Annotated in this window: 19 protein-coding genes; 2 read left to right on the top strand and 17 right to left on the bottom strand. The window is 64.0% G+C overall.

The genetic code is table 11. The features are described 5' to 3' along the window. Positions 1-57 precede the first annotated feature (57 nt). From PJK54_RS09045 to PJK54_RS08980, 14 genes are all read right to left on the bottom strand, one after another. Positions 58-714 carry a DUF1285 domain-containing protein gene (locus PJK54_RS09045; RefSeq protein ID WP_271302675.1) on the bottom strand — a complete coding sequence of 219 codons (657 nt, stop codon included), beginning with the start codon at positions 712-714 and terminating at the stop codon, positions 58-60. A 43-nt stretch (positions 715-757) separates the two neighbouring features. After that, positions 758-1,594 (bottom strand): TatD family hydrolase, encoded by an 837-nt coding sequence (locus tag PJK54_RS09040; protein ID WP_077372100.1) that lies wholly within the window; start codon positions 1,592-1,594, stop codon positions 758-760. A 106-nt stretch (positions 1,595-1,700) separates the two neighbouring features. Beyond that, complete coding sequence (locus tag PJK54_RS09035) at positions 1,701-2,051, bottom strand: PilZ domain-containing protein (RefSeq protein ID WP_077372097.1); 351 nt, start codon at positions 2,049-2,051, stop codon at positions 1,701-1,703. Positions 2,052-2,224: 173 nt separating this feature from the next. Further along, a complete protein-coding gene (locus PJK54_RS09030) occupies positions 2,225-3,253 on the bottom strand; it encodes a DNA polymerase III subunit delta' (protein ID WP_077372094.1) in 1,029 nt (342 codons plus the stop codon). Beyond that, positions 3,250-3,981, bottom strand: coding sequence for a dTMP kinase (tmk, locus tag PJK54_RS09025; protein WP_271302674.1), 732 nt, complete (start codon positions 3,979-3,981; stop codon positions 3,250-3,252). The genes PJK54_RS09030 and tmk overlap by 4 nt, the downstream gene beginning before the upstream one ends. Positions 3,982-4,082: 101 nt before the next feature. Further along, complete coding sequence (gene mltG / locus PJK54_RS09020) at positions 4,083-5,084, bottom strand: endolytic transglycosylase MltG (RefSeq protein WP_077372088.1); 1,002 nt, start codon at positions 5,082-5,084, stop codon at positions 4,083-4,085. Between the two features lie 72 nt (positions 5,085-5,156). Beyond that, entirely contained in the window at positions 5,157-6,008 is an 852-nt protein-coding gene (gene pabC / locus PJK54_RS09015; protein ID WP_258038153.1) for an aminodeoxychorismate lyase, read from the bottom strand. A 147-nt stretch (positions 6,009-6,155) separates the two neighbouring features. Further along, on the bottom strand, positions 6,156-7,400 hold the full coding sequence (gene fabF, locus PJK54_RS09010) for a beta-ketoacyl-ACP synthase II (protein WP_077372085.1): 1,245 nt from the start codon (positions 7,398-7,400) through the stop codon (positions 6,156-6,158). Between the two features lie 530 nt (positions 7,401-7,930). Beyond that, positions 7,931-8,164 carry an acyl carrier protein gene (gene acpP / locus PJK54_RS09005; RefSeq protein WP_065392587.1) on the bottom strand — a complete coding sequence of 78 codons (234 nt, stop codon included), beginning with the start codon at positions 8,162-8,164 and terminating at the stop codon, positions 7,931-7,933. Positions 8,165-8,264: 100 nt separating this feature from the next. Continuing rightward, a complete protein-coding gene (gene fabG / locus PJK54_RS09000; protein ID WP_043331893.1) occupies positions 8,265-9,008 on the bottom strand; it encodes a 3-oxoacyl-ACP reductase FabG in 744 nt (247 codons plus the stop codon). Positions 9,009-9,068: 60 nt separating this feature from the next. Beyond that, positions 9,069-10,031 carry an ACP S-malonyltransferase gene (gene fabD / locus PJK54_RS08995; protein ID WP_271302673.1) on the bottom strand — a complete coding sequence of 321 codons (963 nt, stop codon included), beginning with the start codon at positions 10,029-10,031 and terminating at the stop codon, positions 9,069-9,071. Positions 10,032-10,404: 373 nt separating this feature from the next. After that, positions 10,405-11,427, bottom strand: a complete 1,023-nt coding sequence (plsX, locus tag PJK54_RS08990; RefSeq protein ID WP_271302672.1) for a phosphate acyltransferase PlsX — start codon at positions 11,425-11,427, stop codon at positions 10,405-10,407. A 29-nt stretch (positions 11,428-11,456) separates the two neighbouring features. Continuing rightward, positions 11,457-11,627, bottom strand: coding sequence for a 50S ribosomal protein L32 (gene rpmF / locus PJK54_RS08985; RefSeq protein ID WP_065392644.1), 171 nt, complete (start codon positions 11,625-11,627; stop codon positions 11,457-11,459). A gap of 33 nt (positions 11,628-11,660) precedes the next feature. After that, the gene (locus PJK54_RS08980) at positions 11,661-12,191 is read right to left on the bottom strand and encodes a YceD family protein (protein WP_077372076.1); all 531 of its coding nucleotides are present in this window, start codon (positions 12,189-12,191) and stop codon (positions 11,661-11,663) included. 363 nt (positions 12,192-12,554) lie between these two features. Here PJK54_RS08980 and PJK54_RS08975 point away from each other — a divergent pair, with 363 nt between their 5' ends. Next, complete coding sequence (locus PJK54_RS08975; protein WP_271302671.1) at positions 12,555-13,142, top strand: Maf family protein; 588 nt, start codon at positions 12,555-12,557, stop codon at positions 13,140-13,142. Here PJK54_RS08975 and sppA read toward each other — a convergent pair. Genes sppA through rluC form a run of 3 tightly spaced genes read right to left on the bottom strand, consistent with a single transcriptional unit; the run spans position 13,139 to position 15,889 of the window. After that, positions 13,139-14,215 carry a signal peptide peptidase SppA gene (gene sppA, locus PJK54_RS08970; protein WP_271302670.1) on the bottom strand — a complete coding sequence of 359 codons (1,077 nt, stop codon included), beginning with the start codon at positions 14,213-14,215 and terminating at the stop codon, positions 13,139-13,141. The genes PJK54_RS08975 and sppA overlap by 4 nt on opposite strands. 35 nt (positions 14,216-14,250) lie before the next feature. Then, positions 14,251-14,937: an HAD-IA family hydrolase gene (locus tag PJK54_RS08965; protein ID WP_136938267.1), complete on the bottom strand. Its 687-nt coding sequence runs from the start codon at positions 14,935-14,937 to the stop codon at positions 14,251-14,253. Further along, positions 14,930-15,889 carry a 23S rRNA pseudouridine(955/2504/2580) synthase RluC gene (rluC, locus tag PJK54_RS08960; protein WP_077372067.1) on the bottom strand — a complete coding sequence of 320 codons (960 nt, stop codon included), beginning with the start codon at positions 15,887-15,889 and terminating at the stop codon, positions 14,930-14,932. Before rluC ends, PJK54_RS08965 begins: the two co-directional genes overlap by 8 nt. Positions 15,890-16,919: 1,030 nt before the next feature. Here rluC and rne point away from each other — a divergent pair. After that, positions 16,920-21,011 carry a ribonuclease E gene (gene rne / locus PJK54_RS08955; RefSeq protein WP_271302669.1) on the top strand — a complete coding sequence of 1,364 codons (4,092 nt, stop codon included), beginning with the start codon at positions 16,920-16,922 and terminating at the stop codon, positions 21,009-21,011. The last annotated feature ends 24 nt before the right edge of the window (positions 21,012-21,035 follow it).

Here is a 21,035-nt window from a genome sequence, read left to right as displayed (position 1 = left end):
CATGCGTCGTTGATGAATACGGTTCAGGCGGCGCTGCCGCGGGCGATACCGGGTGGCTCAGGTGTCGAGGTCACGGGCACTCAGTACGCCGAGCATCTGCCAGTGGCCGTCGCTCATGAAGCCCAGTGCCTGATCGCCATTGTCCAGCTCGCGCATCTCGGCCTCTTCCAGCAGACGATAGTAGAGATTGCGATGCAGACGCGCGGCGAGTCCGAAGCGCACCGGCGCTTCCGGCAACCACAGGCCATCCGGTGTCTCGCTGAGCGTCAGACGGGTATCCCCTTCCAGTCGCACGATATCACCCTGGTCGGTGACCAGCTGCCAGATGTCCGGCTGAGGCTGAGGCTGAGGCTCAGCCTCTCCGAGTGCTGCCTGTCCAGGCTGTGTCTGACCAGACTGTGTCTGACCAGGTTCAGACTCGACACGGGTGCAATCCACCGCCAGGAAGGGGCGATCCTCGACCTGGATGGTGACCTTCTCCGCCGGCGTGACCAGGCAGTAGCTGCCATCGGGTTCGCGCCGCATGACCCGCGACAGCATGTGCACCAGCCGTGCACGACCGATCGGCGTGCCTTCATGCACCCAGCGACCATCGGCGCGGATGACGAGATCCATCTCGCCGCAGTGCTCCGGGTGCCAGGTCTCCACCGGTGGCAGTGGCCCATCCTTGCCGGCCCTGTCGCCCAATCGAGTGAGAATGGCGGCTGGATTCATGACATTTCCTCCCTGCCTGGCGTGTCACGCTGCCCGTGGGCGCTCATCCGTCGATGAGCATGCCGCTGCTGGCCAGCGCTTCGCGAACGTTGTCCGGGGCTTCCGGCGCGGCGGCGCGGAACAGACGATAGAAGTTGGCGGTGGTCTGCATCGCCAGCTCATCGACGGTGATGCCGCGCTCGGCGGCGATGCATTCGGCGACCTCGACCACGTTGCCCGGCACGTTGGAGGTGCCGCGGTACGGCACCGGCGCCAGGTAGGGGCTGTCGGTCTCGATCAACAGGCGATCCAGCGGGATGGCGCGCGCCAGCTCGCGGACATGCTCGGCATTGCGGAAGGTGACGATCCCGGAGATGGACACCATGAAACCGTGGCCCACCGCGACACGTGCCATGTCCAGATCTTCCGTGAAGCAGTGCAGCACGCCACCCACGGCGGGATCGGTATGCTCCTTGATCAGCGCCAGGGTGTCCTCGCGGGCTTCACGGGTGTGGATGATGACCGGCAGCTCCAGCTCGCGCGCGGCAATCAGATGACGCGTGAAGCGCTCGTATTGCAGTTCACGGCTGACGCTCTCGTAGTGATAATCGAGACCGGTCTCGCCGATGGCCACCGCACCGAAGCGCTCGGCACACTTCTTGATGTCCTCGACCGAGGGCTCCGGGTCCACCTGATGCAGCGGATGCACACCGGCGGAAATCACCACATCGTCATGCTGCCGGGCGATGGCCGAGATCTCGGGCACATCGTCCAGCGTGACCGCGATGGCGAGAAATTGGTGCACGTGACGGGCGCGTGCGGCGTCCAGCACGACGTCAAGGCTGCCGCCATGTTCTTCAAGCTTGAGGCGATCAAGGTGGCAATGCGAATCGACAAACATCCGGAAACTCTCAGACTGGGGGCCACGCGAGGCATGGCGAAAACATGAACGACCGACACGCCAGCATGGCGGCGCCGGTCGGGGTGACAGGCAGAGCGGGGTCAGCTCATAGCGTATAGGTGGCGTGGCCCTTGCCCAGCATGCCGGCCAGATGGTTCTCGATATGGTCACGCACCTGGCGGTCCTCTTCACTGAAGTGGATGCCGATGCCTGCGGTACGGCGACCGCCGACACCCGAGGGGGAGATCCAGACCACGCGACCGGTGACCGGAATGCGCTCGGATTCTTCCGGCAATGTCAGCAGCAGGTAGACCTCCTGCCCCATGGTGTAGCGCTCGGTGGTCGGCACGAAGATACCGCCTCGCACGAGAGTCGACATGTAGGCGGCCAGCAATGTCTTCTGGTCGCGAATCGTCAGCGACAGTGCCTTCTGGCCTTGCTGTGGAGCGGTGTGCATCCTTCACCTCCGGCCGGTGATCCGGCGAATTCAGTCTCGTGGCTCGGCGTCTGCTCTTCTCACGACGACGCCGAGCAGCGTGAATCTCATGGCGCCTGTCCTGCGGTTCGCGCGGCGCCTGCTGTCAGTCTAGCCCGCGGGGCACGTTGAGCGCTGCCTCCTGCTCACGGGCATCACGAACGCAGCAGCGCTGCCCAACGCACCAGCCAGGACTCCAGCACCAGCTGCGGGTTGGGGTTGCCCCCCGCCGCCAGCAGACGGCGCTGCTCACGGGCAAAGTCCAGCAGCTTGAACCAGTCACGGGTGCGGCCATTCTTGACCGCCTGACGCAGCAAGGGCTCAAGACTCGGGTCACGCAGCTGCGCGGTATTGCCAGACAAGCCCATGCGTATCAGATCTTCCAGCCAGGCAATACCGTACCACAGCACCTGCGACAGCGGTTGGCGCTCCAGACGCCAGGCTTCCGCCACCGGCTCTCCCCCGCGCACCAGCGCGTCGAACAGTTCACGCAATGCCTGCCTGAGCTGGCGCTGGTCCGCCTCGCCCAGACGCACCGCCAGCTGCGGCAGGCCTCCTGCCATGCGCAGCAACGATTGGGCATCTTCGCCCAGCTGCTCGCTCAACCACGGCAGACTGTCTTCAGCCGACGGAATCACCAGGGGCCACTGCTGGCAGCGGGAGCGAATGGTCGGCAGCACGCGCGATGGCATGTCACTGAGCAGGATGAACAGGGTGTTGGCGCCGGGCTCCTCGAGACTCTTGAGCAGCGCGTTGGCCGAGGCGATGTTCATCGATTCCGCAGGCTGCAGGCGAATGACACGATAGCCGCCCTGCTGGGCCGTCTGAGCGACGAACCGGTTGACGTCGCGGATCGGGTCGATACGGATCATCTTGCCGACGTCCTGAGGTGACACCGCCATCAGGTCAGGATGGTGCCCTGCCGCCAGCATGTGGCAACCATGGCAGTCACCGCAGGCGGCAGCGCCGGGTTTGCCCTGTGCGGTGCGGCACAGCACACGGGCGATCATCGCATCCGCGAGTTCCTGCTTGCCAAGCCCCGAAGGCCCGCTGAGCATCACCGCGTGCGGCAGGCGACCGCTGTCATGCACGGCGGTGAAGTGCTGCCACAGCGAGTGCTGCCACGGCAGCGGCGAGAAACTCGAGAGTGTCACGCCGTCATCACTGGATCGCGTTGCACTCATGCGGTCTCTCCTGCCTGCCAGGCGGCGATGCGGGCCGACAGCACGCCGGCGATCTCGGCCTGTACCTCTGCCAGCGACTGATCGGCATTGATGGTGGCAAAGCGCTCGGGGGCTGAATCGCGCCGCTGGTGATAGCCGACTCGCACCGCTTCGAAGAACTGCTCGGCTTCCTGCTCGATGCGATCCGCGCCTTCGCCGGTCTCGGCGCGCCGTGCGGCCAGACGCCCTCGTGCGGCCTCGACCGGCATGTCCAACAGCAACGTCAGATCCGGCTGCAGCCCTTTCTGCACCAAGGCTTCCAGTGTGGTGATGTCGGCCAGCGGCAAGCCACGTCCGCCGCCCTGATAGGCGAAGGTGGCATCGGTGAAGCGATCACACACCACCCAGGCACCACGTTCCAGCGCCGGGCGAATGGTCGCGGCCAGGTGCTGGGCACGCGCGGCGAACATCAGCAGCAGCTCGGCATCATCGCTCAAGGCCTCCGCGGGGGCCGGGTCCAGCAACAACCGGCGAATGGCTTCCGCCCGCTCACTGCCTCCGGGTTCCCGCGTACGCACCACCTCGATGCCGTGCGCCTCGAGCTCGGCGACCACGAAGGCGACATTGGTGCTCTTGCCGACACCTTCTCCTCCTTCCAGGGTGATGAAACGCCCCGTCGATGGGCTCACCTCGAGGGGGGGGATGTGGCGAGAAGACGTCGTGCTTGCGGCGCTCGGACGTGAAGACATGAGGTTTCCTGATTCAGACGGCAGATGACTCGCGACGAAGGCCCACGCGGCATGGCGATGATCACCGGACCACGCGGAGATTTCGCCTCATTCACGGCGTATTACCGCTTGAGAATATAGCGGCGCACGGCGTTGTTGTGCTCTCGCAGAGTGCGCGAGAAGTGGTGCTTGCCCTCGCCCTTGGCGACGAAGTAGTAGGTGTCGCCTGGCTTGGGGTGTACCGCGGCTTCCAGGGCGGCACGCCCCGGCATCGCGATCGGTGTCGGCGGCAGGCCGGTGATCACGTAGGTATTCCAGGGGGTCGGCTTGCGCAGATCGGCACGCGACAGCGAGCCATCATAATCCTCCCCCAGCCCGTAGATCACGGTCGGGTCGGTCTGCAGGCGCATGCCACGCTCCATGCGACGCTTGAACACGCCGGCGATCTCGCCACGTTCTTCCGGGGCACCGGTCTCGCGCTCGATCAGCGAGGCCAGAATCAGGGCCTCGTACGCGGTGGTGATCGGCAGGTCGTCGTCACGCCCGGCCCACACGTCCTCCAGCGTCTTGCTCATGCGCGCGTAGGCCTGCTTGTAGAGCGACAGATCGCTCACGCCCTTGTGATAGCGGTAGGTGTCCGGGAAGAAGCGCCCTTCCGGCTTCTCGCCTTCTGCCCCTACGGCCGCCATCAGCTCCTCATCGCTCATGTCGCGAGTCGTGTGCTCAAGCTTGGGTGAGGCGTCCATGGCGGTACGCATCTGGGCGAAGGTCCAGCCTTCCGGCACGGTCAGGGTATAGCTGACGACGTCATCGCTGGACAGCAGTGCCACCAGCTCACGCCCGTTCAGGCCCGGCGTGAGACGGAATTCACCGGCGCGCAGACCATTGACGGCATCAGGCTCCAGACGTGCCCATATCTTGTACGGCCAGCTGGCCTCGATGATGCCTCGGGATTCCAGCTCGCTCACCACCTTGGAGAGACTGGCACCGCGCGGGACCTCGAACAGCTGTTCCTGCTCGATCGCCAGCGGTGACAGCAACTGTGCCTGCCAGTAACGAAAGCCCACCATACCCGCAGCCACGGCCACGACGACCAGCATCAGAAGGATCTTGAATACACGCATAATCGGATTTCCAGTCTTCATGGCGAAGAAGGTGTCTGCTCGGGAACGCCCCCGCAGCCTGGACGCCTTCCATCAATACGCGGGCTCGCCCAGCAAGCGCGCGACAATGTCGTTCAGTGGCGCAAGCGCCGGATGCCCCTCATCACTCCATTGGGCCAGAGGCGCTCCCGACGCCGCCAGCAAGGTGCGCAGCGGCCAGACGCCCTGCACGGAATTCATCACCACCGCCACCTCGGCCGCCCTCAGTGATGCCAGTCCTTCGCGCACTCGCATGACGGGGAGCTCGGCCTCTAGCGCCACCAGCAAGGTGCCCTCGACACCGGCGCGATCCAGGCATGGCGTGAACCATTGCCCGTCGCGATACCAGGCGAGGTTCATGCTGGTGGCCTCGACGAGCTCATCGCTTGCCGTCAGCAACAGCCCCTCCCGGATGGCGGGGTCTGTCCACTCACGGCGTGCCAGCACATTCTCGAGCCGGTTGAGATGCTTGAGTCCCGCCAGCGCCGGCTGCTCCGCCACGCGCAATTCGCACACGCGCGCCGTGATGCCCTGACGGGCCTCACGATTGACCACAAAGGGCATTGCGCGTGCCCGCAGACGAGGTTCGGGTGACTCGGGTGCCTTGTAGCCACGACCACCGGACCCGCCGGTGACGACCAGCTTGAGCACCTCGAGCCCCTCGCCCCGACAGACATTCAGACACGCATCGAGCGCCTGCGACGAGGGCACGGGCAAGCCAAGTCGCCGGCAACCACGGGTCAGTCGCGCCAGGTGCCGTGACCATAGCTGCGGCTGGCCATCGCGCACCAGAATCGTCTCGAACACGCCCTCACCATAGGCAAGGCCGCGATCCTCCATGGGCAGGTCCGCCGCAAGCGAGTCGTGAAGCATCTCCTGCGTGGTACCGGTATGGTCAGCCGTCATCGATGCAACACTCCTTCGCGACATGCATGGCACACAAGGTGTCAGCAAGACATCGTGATCCGGTCATCACCGCCTGGCAACGCCCCACAGACAGACGCGCCCCCGGATGGGAGCGCGTCAGAGGGGAGATCACGACAGCGTGCGACCTCAGTCCTTGAGCTTGCCGAACACCAACGAGCCGTTGGTGCCACCGAAGCCGAAGGAGTTGGACAGGGTGTACTCGATCTTCATGTCGCGTGCGACATTGGGAACGTAGTCGAGATTGCAGCCCTCGGCCGGATTGTCGAGGTTGATGGTCGGCGGGGCGACCTGATCACGCATCGCCAGCACGCAGAACACGGCCTCGACGGCACCGGCGGCACCCAGCAGGTGACCGATCATCGACTTGGTGGAACTGACGGCCACATTGCGCGCCGCGTCGCCCAGCACGGATTCGACGGCCAGGCTCTCGGCCTTGTCGCCGGCATTGGTGGACGTGCCGTGAGCATTGATGTAATCGATCTCGCTCGGGTCCAGCTTGGCATCCCGAATGGCGTTGCGCATCGAGGCGGCCGCGCCACGGCCGTCTTCAGGCGGCGCCGTCATGTGATGCGCATCATCGGACATGCCGAAACCGAGCACCTCGGCGTAGATGGTCGCACCACGTGCCTTGGCGTGCTCATACTCTTCCAGCACCACGACACCGGCACCGTCGGACAGCACGAAGCCATCACGATCACGGTCCCATGGGCGGCTGGCCGCCTGAGGGTCGTCGTTGCGGGTCGAGAGCGCGCGCGCCGCGGAGAAGCCGCCCAGACCCAGCGGTGTGGTCGCCATCTCGGCACCACCGGCCACCATCACGTCAGCATCGCCGTAGGCGATGGTACGAGCGCTGTAACCGATGTTGTGCGTTCCGGTGGTACAGGCGGTGGTGATCGCGATGTTGGGGCCGCGATAACCGAACTGGATCGCCAGGTTGCCGGAGATCATGTTGATGATGGAGCCCGGCACGAAGAACGGCGAGATGCGACGCGCACCGCCTTTCTCCAGCGCCTTGTGATTGTGCTCGATCATCGGCAGACCACCGATACCGGAACCGATGGCAACACCGATGCGATCGGCATTGTCTTCCGTGCACTCGATACCGGAATCGGTGATGGCCTGATGGGCCGCCGCGATACCGTACTGGATGAAGAGGTCCATCTTGCGGGCCTCTTTCGGGTTCAGATACTGACCCACATCGAAATTCTTGATGGAACCGCCAAAACGGGTATTGAAACCGCTGACATCGAAATGCTCGATGGGTGCGATGCCACTCTTGCCCGCCTTGATGTTGCTCCAGCTTTCCTCGACGGTATTCCCTACCGGGGTCACCAGGCCTAGACCTGTCACCACTACCCTTCTGCGAGGCATCGTGTCTCCTCCAAAACTATCGACTTGGCACGCCTGGGCCAGCTGCACCTGGGCGGTAATTGAGCGCATTATACAGAAACCTTGCCAGTGATGGGCAGTCGGTTTTCCTGCGGTTTTCCAGACGCTGTCCTGCGCACAGGCGACAAGGGTGACACCGCCATGTCACCTGCGATCAACACTGCCGACCACACGCCCTGCTCCCGCCTCTTTTCGCCCACAAAGACAGGGCTCTGGCACAGGAAGGTCGCGCGAGACATCCCGGGACAGGCTCACGCTCCTGCGCAGACCTCGCCCTTGCCTCGGACGTCGCCCGCCCCTGGCACCGCCAAACTCTCGCATCTCCCGCCGACAGAGAAGTCTGCCGTCCTTGCTGGCCGCTCTGCCGAGAAAGGCACGGCCGACCAGCGCTCAAGAGTGACGAATGGCAGAAACGACAAGAGCCGCACTGAAGACAGTGCGGCTCTTGAACGTACAGACGATTGCATCACGACCCTGAGCCACGAAGGGCCCGCTGGTCGCTTCAATCCACCTTACTGGTGGTTGACGATGTAATCGATAGCTTCCTGCACGGTGGTGATCTTCTCTGCTTCTTCGTCAGGAATTTCAGTATCGAATTCCTCTTCCAGAGCCATCACCAGCTCAACGGTGTCCAGGGAGTCGGCGCCCAGGTCTTCAGTGAAAGAGGAAGAGTTCTGGATGTCTTCTTCTTTGGCGTTCAGGCGCTCGGCCACAACCTTCTTGACGCGTTCTTCAATGGTGCTCATTTAACAATCACTCCTAGTGGTACGGAATCCGCAGCTCGAAAAAGCTGGGCGTAGTTTATAGGCCACCCCAAAAGGACGCAACCACGTCCCCGCGCGGGGCTTAGCGCATGTTCATGCCGCCGTTTACCTGCAACGTCTCACCGGTAATGTAGCCTGCTGCATCACTGGTCAGGAAGCCGACTGCCGCAGCAATCTCTTCCGGCTGGCCAAGGCGCGCCAGCGGGATGTTGCCGAGCAGCGCTTCGTGCTGCGCTTCCGGCAATGCTTCGGTCATGTCAGTGGCGATGAAGCCCGGCGCCACTGAATTGACGGTAATGTTGCGCGACGCGACTTCACGCGCCAGCGAGCGGGCAAAGCCTTCCATGCCTGCCTTGGCGGCAGCATAGTTGACCTGACCGAGGTTGCCCATGGTCGCGACCACGGACGAGATGTTGACGATGCGACCGAAGCGCGCCTTGGTCATGCCGCGCAGGCAGCTCTTGCTGACACGGAAGACCGACTTGAGGTTGGTGTCGAGCACCGCATCCCAATCATCTTCCTTGAGGCGCATCAGCAGGTTGTCACGGGTGATGCCGGCGTTGTTGACCAGGATGGTCGGTGCGCCGAAGCGCTCGCCGATTTCCTTGAGCACGGCGTCGACGCTGGCCTGGTCGGTGACGTTGAGCAGCATGCCCGCGCCTTCGATACCGTGCGCCTCGAGGTCAGCGCCGATGGCGGCCGCCCCTTTTTCGCTTGTGGCCGTGCCGATCACGATACGGCCCTGACGGCCGAGTTCACGGGAGATGGCTTGGCCGATGCCACGACTGGCACCGGTTACCAGTGCGATTCTGCGTTCGCTCGTCATCTTGAGTCCTGAGTTGGCTGATCCAAGTCACATGACTGGCCGCGCGGGCCAATCACGAGCTTACTGATTCTGTTCGGCAGCGGTCTCACGGGCAAGTTCCAGCGCCGCTTCCAGGCTGTCCGGGTCGTTCACGGCCAGGCCACGGGCCTGACGCTGGATACGCTTGCCGAGACCGGTCAACACCTTGCCCGGACCGCATTCGATGAAGGTCCGCGCGCCGCTGTCGAACATGGCATTGACGCAATCCGTCCAGCGCACCGGCTGATAGAGCTGCTCGATCAGACGCTGACGCAGTGTCTCGACATCCTCATGGGCCTTGACATCGACATTCTGGATGACGGTGTAGCGCGGCGCACGGAAGTCGATGTCGTTCATCGCCTCGGCCAGCTTGTCAGCCGCCGGACGCATCAGATCGCAATGCGAAGGCACGGAGACCGGCAGCGGCATGGCACGCTTGGCACCCGCCTCCTGACACGCCGCGATGGCACGCTCGACGGCAGCCGTGCCGCCCGCGATGACCACCTGACCCGGCGCATTGTAGTTGACTGCCGCGACCACTTCACCCTGCGCCGCACTGGCACAGGCAGCTTCGACCTGAGCATTCTCGAGACCGAGAATGGCCGCCATCGCGCCCTGCCCCTGAGGCACGGCAGTCTGCATGGCTTCGCCGCGCAGATTGACCAGCTTGACGCCTTCGGCAAAGCCGATCACGCCGGCGCAGACCATCGCGCTGTATTCGCCCAGGGAGTGACCGGCCATGCGCGCCGGACGCGGACCTTCCAGCTCCTGCCAGACGCGCCAGATGGCAACGCTGGCCGTCAGAAGCGCAGGCTGGGTCAACTCGGTACGATTGAGCTCCTCTGCCGGGCCTTCCTGCGTCAGATGCCAGAGATCGCGCCCCAGCGCGTCAGAGGCTTCTTCGAAGGTAGTGCGGACGACGCTGTAGCGCTCCGCCAGCTCCCGCAGCATGCCGACCTGCTGGGAGCCCTGTCCCGGGAAGATGAGGGCCAGGGAATCTGTCATTGCTGTCACCATTTCCATCTGTTCAGGTGGGACTGACACGGGTAAGGAAACCCGATTTCCGCTGGCCCGCCAGTGCGCTGCGCCGTGTCGCTCCCCTCCGGAGCCATTCACCAACGCCACACACTCCTGCCAGGGGAAAGCCTGCTTCTCCCTTCACTGCATTGTACTCACCAGCGACACACTTGCTGCCTGCTGCCACCCTCTCACTCGCCATCCCTCGCGAGCACAGGCCTTCACACCTGCCGGACATCCCGGACATCAGGCGGCGCCTTCGCGTCAGACCCGATGCCACATCGGTCGAGCGCAGGCATTGTCGCACCGAGTGAGACTAAGCTCGACCCCCGCCGACCAAGAATCCGACCAATTTACGCAATTAACCCGGCAGGCTGCCCTTGAGAGCATGCGCAAGACGCTCCGGCAAGCCTCGGCGCGCCTCACTCGCCGCGCGCGAGACAGCATAGGCGAATCCCTCCGCGGCCGCCCCGCCATGACTCTTGACGACCACGCCGGCCACCCCCAGCAGACTGGCACCGTTGTAGCGCACCGGATCCAGCTGACGAGACAGGCGCGTCAATGCCGGACGTGCCAACCAGGCCATCAGGCGCGTACGCCAATCCGCCGCCAATGTCGCCCCCAGCTGTGCCGACAGCATCTGGGCCAGCCCTTCACTGCTCTTGAGCACGACATTGCCGACGAAACCGTCGCAGACCACGACGTCTACCTCACCTGCGAAGAGGTCGCCCCCTTCAACGAAGCCGAGATAATCGAAATTCGCACCGCTGCCAGCCAGCAAGGCATGCGCTTCCTGCACCTGCGCCGTCCCCTTGCCGGATTCGACACCGACATTGAGCAGCCCCACGCGCGGGTTGGCGACACCTTCCACCAGCTGGCACCGCACGGCACCCATGCGAGCAAATGCCAGCAGATGCTGCGGCGCGACCGCCACATTGGCGCCAAGATCCAGCAGACTGCAGGACCGCTCTCCCTGCGTGGGTACCGCCGCACAGATGGCTGGCCGCTCCACTCCCTCGACCGTTCCCACGTCCCGCATGGCCAACGCCATCAAGGCGCCGGTATTGCCCGCACTGACGCAGGCGTCGGCCTGCCCGCTCGCCACCAGGTCGAGCGCACGGGACATGCTGCTGGGCTCGCGACTGCGCACGACACGCGAGGGGCGAGCATCAGACGCGACAATGCCGTCGACAGCGAGTGTCTGAAGGCGATCACGAACACGGGAGAGTGAAGCAGGGAGGGAATCAAGCTCGGCATCCAGAAGATGCCCTGGACCCACCAGCGTGGCGCTGAGTCGTGGGTCACGCAACAGTGCACTGGCAGTGCCCCGTAACGTAGCGCGGGGACCGAAGTCCCCGCCCATCGTATCGATGGCGATACGCACGGCGTTACGCCGTGCGCTGCATCAATGCTTTAGGCATCGACGACTTTACGGCCACGGTAGAAACCGTCGGCAGACACGTGGTGACGCAGGTGAACTGTACCGGTTTCCTTGTCCTGGGACAGGGTCGGTGCAGTCAGGGCGTCGTGGCTGCGACGCATGCCACGCTTGGAACGGGTTTTGCGGTTCTGCTGAACTGCCATGGGAATTACTCCAATCTTGTCGACAAATTGAGTTCAGTGCTTGTCCTTCAGGGTGCCAAGCACACTGAATGGATTCACAGCGGGTGCGTCCGAGGCCTCGGGTTCCACACCGCTGGCCAGCTGGTCGCGAGAGACGGCACAATCGGCCTCCTCGTGGTAGACCACCTGCGGCAGGACAAGGAGCACTTCATCCTCGATCACTGACAGGAGATCCAGCTGTTCGTTTTCCACCACTACCGGCTCGTACTCACCGGGCAGCTGCGATGCCAGTGCGTCATTGGTGACCAGTCCCAACAGGAATTCGCTGGAAAGCGGTTCCGGCTCGGTAGGTCCCAGGCAGCGCTGGCACAGCAGACTTGCCTCGAAGGCGATGCTGCCCTCGATGAAGCTGCGACGCTGAGTATCGATGTCAAAGGCCAACGTGATGCTCACGTCACCCTCCTGCGCACCGATCGCTTCAACTACACGGGGCATGTCCGCCAGAGGAATCACGCCTTCAAGGCGTTTTCCCGCTGACGCCAGCCGGTAGGGCTCGACCTTGGTCGGCAGTCTTGTGGTCAACATAGGCGCGCCATAATAGGGATTCCCCCTCCCGGTGTCAAAATGCATGAGCAACTTGTTCATTCTGCCAGCCCACGGCATGGCGGCCTTTCCGCGCCACCCGACCCGAGCATGAGCGCAGATGAGGTCAGGCGGATCCTTCAGCGCGCGATTGTACGCCTGTGTCGCTTCAATGCCGAGAGGATTTGCGGCATCCTCCAATCTCAAGCATATCAACGAGTTGTCGTGAGAAAGCATGGCGGCGATGCATCACACGGAGAATCACGCGCGCGCCGGCCCCTCTCGACCTTCTACCCCTCTCATGCTCCGCCCCCTTCGCGTCCCGAACGCATGCACGAATCGAGAGCCCAAAAAGAGAACAACGCCATGACACGACTGGTACTGGCTTCCAGCTCCCGCTGGCGCCGAGCCTTGCTTGATCGACTCGGACTCCCCTACACATGGGGGGCGCCTGACATCGATGAAACCCCTCGTCCCACGGAATCTCCCGAGGCACTGGTCCATCGCCTGTCCCTGGGCAAGGCCAACGCCCTGGCGGAGGCCTATTCACACCACTTGATCATCGGCAGCGACCAGGTGGCCGTCTTCGGGGGCGAGATCCTCGGCAAGCCACAGGACCTGGCCGCCGCCCGCGCTCAGCTGACACGCTTCTCGGGACGCCGAGTCCGCTTCGTCACCGGCCTGGCGCTGATGGACACACACAGCGCGCGACACTGGGTCTGCCATGAAAGCTACGACGTGGTGTTTCGCACGCTGAGCGAGCAGGAGATCACGCGTTACGTCGAGCGCGAATGCCCGCTGGACTCGGCCGGCAGCTTTCGCATGGAGGGGTTGGGCATCACGCTCTTCGAGCGTCTCGAGGGACGTGATCCCAACACCCTGATCGGCCTGCCGCTGATTCGCCTGTGCGAACTGTTGCGTGAGGCAGGACTGGATCCACTGCTGGAGGGCTAGGGCAGGCGATAGCTGACCGGCGAGACATTGGCGTCAAGCCCCAACGCGCTGGCCATCACACCGGCAAAGCGCCGCGTGAAGCGCTCGAAGGGATCCTGACGCGGCGTGTAATCATGCACGCCACCCTGCGGCGCCAGCTCGGCGGCCAGCTCCTCAAGCGTTGCGGTGCGATCCACAAGCCCGAGCGCGCGAGCCTGCTCGCCGGTCCAGATCAGTCCGGAGAACAGCGCCGGATCGTCCTTGAGCCGCTCACCGCGCCCGGCCTTGACCGCCGCGATGAACTGCTGGTGAGTCGTGGCCAGCACGTTCTGCCAGAAGTCGCGCTGCTCAGGCGAGATCTCGGAGAAGGGATCGAGAAACGCCTTGTTGTCACCTGCCGTGAACACACGTCGCTCGATCCCCAGCTCTTCCATCGGCCCCTTCAGCCCGAAGCTCGAGGAGATCACCCCGATGGACCCGACCAGACTCGACGGTGCCGCGAGAATCTCGCCGGCGCCGGCTGCCATGTAATAGGCGCCACTCGCCCCGAGATCCTCGATCACGGCGATCACCGGCTTGCCACCCTGCTCCCGCATGCGCATCAACTCGTCATAGACGCGCTGGGACTGCACGGGACTGCCGCCGGGGGAATTGATATCCAGCACCACCGCCACGGAGGCCGGCGACTCATTGGCCGCTCGCAGGCCCTTGATGATGCGCTCGGCATTGGCTTCGCCATCCGCCTCGATCACGCCCTTGACGCGCACGACACCGAGGTGCCGTTCACCGGGCAAGGCTGCCGGCTGGCTGCCGAGCGTGAAGAGGGTCACGGATGTCGCGATCGAGGCAATGAACAACAACGCGAACAGGAAGCGAAAGAACAGCTTCCAGCGCCTGGAGCGCCGTTGCTCGGTGACCACGCCCTGCACCCAGCGGTCCATCATCTCGAGCTGCACGGTACGCTCACGCGCCTGCCAGTCCACCTCGCTGCTGGAGGTGGCAGCGCTGTCAGCGCCCTGTCCGCTCGCGCCCGCTTCACCCTCGTCCTTGCCACCTGGCCCTTCACGCCAGGGATCCTGCGGCCTGTCACTCATCGCTTGCTGCTCCTGTCATGGGCAGGACACCGTCATCATCTGACCGCGCCAAGCCACTCCATCAATTCATCGAAGTGCGAGACGATGCGCTGTGGGGCACAGGCCTCGAGTCGCGGCACGCTGTGCACGCCATAGGTGACACCGACACTGTGCATGCCCAGCGCACGCGCCATCTCGAGATCATATTCGGTATCGCCGACCATCAGCGCCTCATGCGCCTCAACGTTCAACTCGGCCAGCAGCTCTTCGAGCATCAGTGGATGCGGCTTGGACAGCGTCATGTCCGCGGTACGCGAGGCGTGGAACCAGTCACCGCAGTCATGGGCCTGGAACATCCGATCCAGCCCGCGACGACTCTTGCCCGTCGCGACGGCCAGCAGCTGCTCCGGGTGAGCTCGCAGACGTTCGATGCCATTTTCCACACCCGGAAAGAAATCCAATGGCGTGGTATCGACTGCCACGAAATGCTGCTTGTAGGCCTCGACCAGTGCCTCGCACTGGGCAGCCGAAGCTCCGGGGAACAGCCGCGCCATGGCCTCCGGCAATCCGAGACCGATGATGTCGCGCGCGGCATGCGCCGGAAGCTCTCCCATGCCGACCGCCAGCGAGGCCGCCTGCAGGCAATCGACGATGCGTGCCTCGGAGTCCATCAAGGTACCGTCCCAATCGAAGATGACCAGACGATAGCGAGGTGAAGGCAGTACCGCAGAGGCGTCAGTCATGACGGGCTCCCAATTCTCGAGCATTGGCAAGGACGCGCTTCATGCGCTTGTCCAGCGGCGCACGGACCGTCACGGTCCGCCCGTCGGTGGGGTCCGGGAAGCTGAGCTGAGCGGCATGCAGGAACAGGCGCTCCAGCCCGACCTTCTTCGCCAGCGCATTGCCGCGCTCGGTCCCGTACTTGGTATCGCCGAGCAGCGGGTGACCGGCATGCACGGAGTGCACACGAATCTGGTGGGTACGCCCGGTGATCGGCTCGGCCTCGACCAGCGTCATGCTGGGATAGGCTTCGCGCACCGCATAACGGGTACTGGCCGTCTTGCCGGCCTCGTCGACGCGCACGCGACGCTCCCCGTTGCCGCCGTCGTAACGCTCAAGCGGTGCATTGACGTAATCACGCCGCGAGTCCCAGCGCCCTTCCACCAGCGCCAGATACAGCTTGGTCATCTTGTGGGCCTTGAGGTCCGCATTGAGCTGCAGCAACGCCGCACGCGTCTTGGCCAGCAGGATGCAGCCGGAGGTATCACGATCCAGACGATGGACCAGCTCCAGAAACGGCAGTTCATCACGAATCTGACGCATGGCCTCGATCAGCCCGATCTTGACGCCGCTCCCGCCGTGCACGGCGAGACCGGACGGCTTGTTGATGACCATGAAATCATCGGTCTCGCGCACGATGCAGCCCGCCAGCACCTCACGCAGATTGCCACTGACTTCCTGCACCGCGGCTTCTGGCGACAGGCGCAGTGGCGGTACGCGCACCAGGTCTCCCGCCTGCAGGCGATAGTCGACCTTGATGCGCTTCTTGTTCACCCGAACCTCACCCTTGCGCACGATGCGATAGATCAAGGCCTTGGGTGCCCCCTTGAGACGTGTACGCAGGAAATTGTCGATGCGCTGCCCGGCCAGTTCCGGGGCAACCTCGATCCACTGGACTGATTGGCCCTCGGCCATGTCTCGCTCCTTTCCGGCCTCGCCTTCGCGCGGCCTGTTCATCATGTTGCCGTACGCCGGGGCGCACTCAGACTGGCCATTCTACGGTGTCATGCGACCAATGGGGAATCATCCCGCCATCGGAGGGCTCTGGCTGCGCCGCTCAAGGCCGCGAAACCCGGGACGAATGGCGGGCATTCGGGCGAAGCATTTGATATGCCTGCCGAATTGCTGGCCCATACCTTTACTGGTATATTCGGGCCCAGTGAGATGGGCCTTCTCTATATGCCCGATCACCCGCGTCACGACCCCGCCGAGACGGCGAGGTAGACGGTTCTGCATGCGGCGTGAAACCCCATGCAGACCACGTGAACAGGGCCAGCCGGCCCACGACGAAACAATGCGCACCGACGTCAGCACCGTGCAGAGTCTTCACGCACCCTGTTGTCACCTGGACTGTCGGCCGCGTGCTGTCCTGCGCAACGGGTCTGCCGATTGCAGATCACGAATGCCGCCTCACGGACAGTCGTCCAATGCCGCTGGCTGGCCAGCATCATGACGAAAGACATCGATAACGTCCGCGCCAGAGATGGCGAGGTAACGCTATCAGCGGGCGCGGGACGTGTTACCCCGCGCGCCGCAGCGCGACCGGCCGTGACGCCACCTCCCCGCGAGACACGTCACTGCCCTCGAGCGCAGCAACACGATGCAATGCCCAGCCTTCTGGTGGGCCAATGACACACTACCGCCCGGGCATGATGCCCGGGCAATCATTCGATATCCGTGCCGAAGGCCGGCGTCGATGAATCGGCGAATGCCAGGTGTTAGGGAAGAGACCGCAGGGCCGGAGGAGTCAACGTTCCCCGCAACACGTCCTGCCTCTTTCCAGTACTCAACATGATCATGCCGCATGTGGCACGTCACGAGACGTGCCTGCATGCGAAAGACGCATCCCACGACATGCGCTGAGCACAACACGAAGCTGAAAACGGTTCCTCGTCGCCGACGCAAATGCGGCTGCCCTTCGGCACGCCCAGTCTAGCGAGACGACATGAAACGGATGCTCATCAACGCGACCCAGCCGGAAGAGCTGCGCGTCGCACTGGTCGACGGACAACGCCTTTACGATCTCGACATCGAGTCTGGTGCCCGCGAGCAGAAGAAAGCCAACATCTACCGCGGCAAGATCACCCGCATCGAGCCCAGCCTGGAAGCCTGCTTCGTCGATTTCGGCGCCGATCGCCACGGCTTCCTGCCGCTCAAGGAAATCTCCCGCGAGTACTTCAGCAAGGACCCGGGCCAAGGCCGCCCCAACATCAAGGAAGTGCTCAAGGAAGGCCAGGAAGTCATCGTCCAGGTCGACAAGGAAGAGCGTGGCAACAAGGGCGCCGCCCTGACCACCTTCATCAGTCTGGCCGGCCGCTTCCTCGTGCTGATGCCCAACAACCCGCGTGCCGGTGGCATCTCCCGCCGCATCGAGGGGGAAGAGCGCGCCCAGCTGAAAGAGGCGATGAACAGCCTCACCCTGCCGGACAAGATGGGCGTCATCGTACGCACCGCCGGTATCGGCAAGAGCGCAGAAGAGCTCCAATGGGACCTCGACTATCTGGCTCAGGTCTGGGATGCCGTCACCAAGGCTGCCGCCAGCCGCCCTGCCCCCTTCCTGATCTATCGTGAATCCAATGTCATCATCCGTGCCATGCGCGACTATCTGCGCAATGACATCGGTGAGGTGCTGATCGATTCCGGTGACGTCCAGGAAGAAGCCCTGTCCTTCGTCCGTCAGGTCATGCCGAGCTATCAGCAGAAGATCAAGCTCTACGAAGACGACGTCCCGCTGTTCTCGCGCTTCCAGATCGAATCCCAGATCGAGACCGCCTATCAGCGCGAAGTGAAGCTGCCTTCCGGTGGCGCCATCGTCATCGACCACACCGAAGCTCTCGTCTCCATCGACATCAACTCCGCGCGTGCCACGCGTGGCAGCGATATCGAGGAAACCGCGCTGCAGACCAATCTGGAAGCGGCGGACGAGATCGCGCGCCAGCTGCGTCTGCGTGACATCGGCGGCCTGGTGGTGATCGATTTCATCGACATGACCCCGGCGCGCAATCAGCGTGAAGTCGAGAATCGCGTGCGAGACGCGCTCAAGATCGACCGCGCTCGCGTGCAGATCGGTCGCATCTCACGCTTCGGCCTGATGGAAATGTCGCGTCAGCGCCTGCGTCCGTCACTGGGCGAGACCAGCGGCGTGGTCTGCCCGCGCTGTGACGGCCAGGGCACCATCCGCGACGTGCGCTCCATGGCGCTCTCGATCATGCGCCTGATCGAGGAAGAGGCCATGAAGGAGCGCAGCTCGCAGATCCGCGCCATCCTGCCGGTGCCGGTCGCGACCTACCTGCTCAACGAGAAGCGCGCCACGCTATTCGACATCGAGCGTCGTCAGGGCGTCAATGTCGTGCTGCTGCCGAACCCGGAACTCGACACGCCGCACTACGAAGTCGTGCGTCTGCGTGATGACCATGTCGATGAAGACGGTGCCGACAAGTCCAGCTTCGAGCTGTCCGTCGAGACCGAAGTCGGCAAGGAGCCGGATCCGAACTTCGACAAGCCACCGGCACGCACCGAAGCGGCGGTCAAGAGTGTGTCCCACACGACACCAGCCCCCGCCTCCGCACCGGAAGTCAGCAAGCCTGCCGAGCCCGCCGAGACTGACGAGAACACCTCCGCTTCCAGCAACGGCAACGGCAACGGCAACGGCAACGACAATGCCAAGAGCGGCAACCGTCGTCGCAATGGCAATGGCAGCAATAACCGCAGCCGCAACGACAATCGCAACGACAATCGCAACGACAGCCAGAGCGAGACTCGCAACGACAGTCGTCAGGGATCGCGCAGCGACACTCGTAATGACGGTCGCAATGCCAATCGCAACGACAACCGTCAGACCTCTCGCAATGACGGGCGCAATGCGGTGAGCAAATCCGAGGCCACAGCGACCCCGGCCACCCAGGCACCGGCAGCAGCCCCTTCCGGCGGCGGTCTGCTGGCACGTCTGGCCAAGGGCTTCAGCCGCCTGCTGGGCAGCGACGACAGCGCCAGCGCGACACCGGCCAAGTCCAGCGAAGCCCGCAAGGCACTGGAAAAGGCACGCGAGCGTCGCGAAAGCGTCAGCGAAGCCTCAACCGACGGCAATGCACGCAAGGATGGCCGCAATGCCAACCGCGGCAACGCACGCAACGACAATCGTCGCCGCAACGCCGAGGGCGATTCACGCCAGCAGGACTCGCGTCAGCAGGACTCTCGTCAGCAGGACACGCGCGGCAACGACAACGATGGTCGCAACGACAGTCGCAACGACAACCAGAGCGACAACCGCTCCGAGGGTCGCAGCAACAACAAGCGTCGTCAGCGCAATGACCGTGGCAATCGTCGCAAGTCCAGCGAGTCGCGTCAGGACAACGCTCAGGACATCGTGACCAACGACAGCAAACCGCAGGCAGAAGCGACGGAGAAGACATCCGACGCACAGACGCCTGTCAAGGCGCCGTCCGGCAATGATGCCAAGAGCGATGCGAAGCAGAACGATGCCAAGCAGGACAATGCTGCCAAGCGTGATGACAAGCCGGCGCGCCGTGAGAAGCCTTCCAAGGCGGACAAGGCAGAGCAGGTCAACAGCCATCATGCTCGCGAGTCCATCAAGGCGGCAGAACAGGCCCAGCAGAGCGAGCAGCAGGCAGACGATGTCCAGCAGCCGACGCGCAACAATCCGCGCGCTCGTAGCCGCAGCCATGCACTCAATCCCGATGCCGTCGCTCAGCAGCAGTCCCTGAAGGCCATGGCACTGGCCGGCCCGCAGGCGCAGAGCGCTCAGCCAGCCGACACCGTGCTCGATGACGTCGCCTCGACCGCAGCACCGCAGCAACCGGTTCCCGCTGTTGCCGAGGAAGGTGCCGAAGGCGTGAAGGTCGCGCCTGAGACGGTCGAGAGCAGTGAACCGCAAGCGCAAGCTGTCGTCGCTGACAGCGACGGCGACAAGGCAGCGCCTGCCGGCACCAGTGCCGACGTCAGCGCCAAGGTGGAGACGGACGTGACGCCGGCCGTGGCTGTGACCGCTGACGACGCCACGCCTGATGAGCAGCCGTCGGTCGCCGAGACGCCAGAGGCGCCGGAAATCAGTGCGCCCAGCACGCAAGCCCTGCAACAGGACGTGACGACACGGCATGACTCTGCCGAGGTCAACGACTCCAGCACCGCGCCTGCCACGCCCCATCAGGCTCAGCGCACTGAACAGCACGCCACCCAGCGTACTGAGCAGCATGCACCGCAGCAGGCCAGCGCTCATCAAGCGCAGGCCGAGACGCTGAGCGCAACGACCAAGACCGATGCCGACACCTCTGAAACCGTGTCCGATGCCGAGGCCGATGTGACAGCAACGGACGTCAAGGCGGATGACAGCGCGGTACAGGAGCACGTCGCGGTGGAGACCGCACCGGAAGCGGCCGTCGATAGCCAGGCGCTGAAGGACAGCGTGATGCCGCAGGAGACGGCGTCCGTGGCCGAGACCGAAGCTTGCGTGGAAGCAGACACCCCCCATCGCACTGAGCACGCCAGCGACGCTGCGCCGACTGCGACAGCAGAAGACGCCAGCGAAGCGGCGACGCAGCCAGAGGCGACAGCTCAGGTAGAAGCGACTCCTGAGACTGCACCTGCCGAGCAAGATGCAGGACAGTCTGAAGCCGCCAAGCCGGAAGTGCAGCAGCCACAGACGGAATCTGCCGCGACCCCGCTGGCGTCGACTCAGGCCGATGCACAGCCTGATGCGTCTCAGGCAGAGGCTGCGCCAGCAGAGCCCGCTCTGGAAGATGTCGAGGCGACCGCCTCCGTGCAGACGGAAACGCCAGCACAGGATGACGACATCGCCGCGGCAGACGCTCAGGCACCTGCGAGCGATGACAAGCAAGATGAGGCAGCCGGGACCGCCAACGCTTCACGTCGCCGCCGTGGTGCTCGCGCCTACAATGACCCGCGCGAAGTTCGTCGTCGTGAGCGTGAGGCCGCCGAGAAAGCGGCCGCCGATGCTCAGGCGACAGAGGGTCAGGCAGAAGTCAGCTCGCAGGACAACGACGACAGCACGTCACGTTGAGCCCTGCCCCCTGCCTCACCGGCT

It is taken from the genome of Cobetia sp. MMG027 (genome assembly GCF_027947415.1).
Lineage (GTDB): Bacteria > Pseudomonadota > Gammaproteobacteria > Pseudomonadales > Halomonadaceae > Cobetia > Cobetia marina.
Note: the sequence above shows the minus strand (reverse complement) of the source record. Positions and strands in the feature narration are given on the sequence as shown.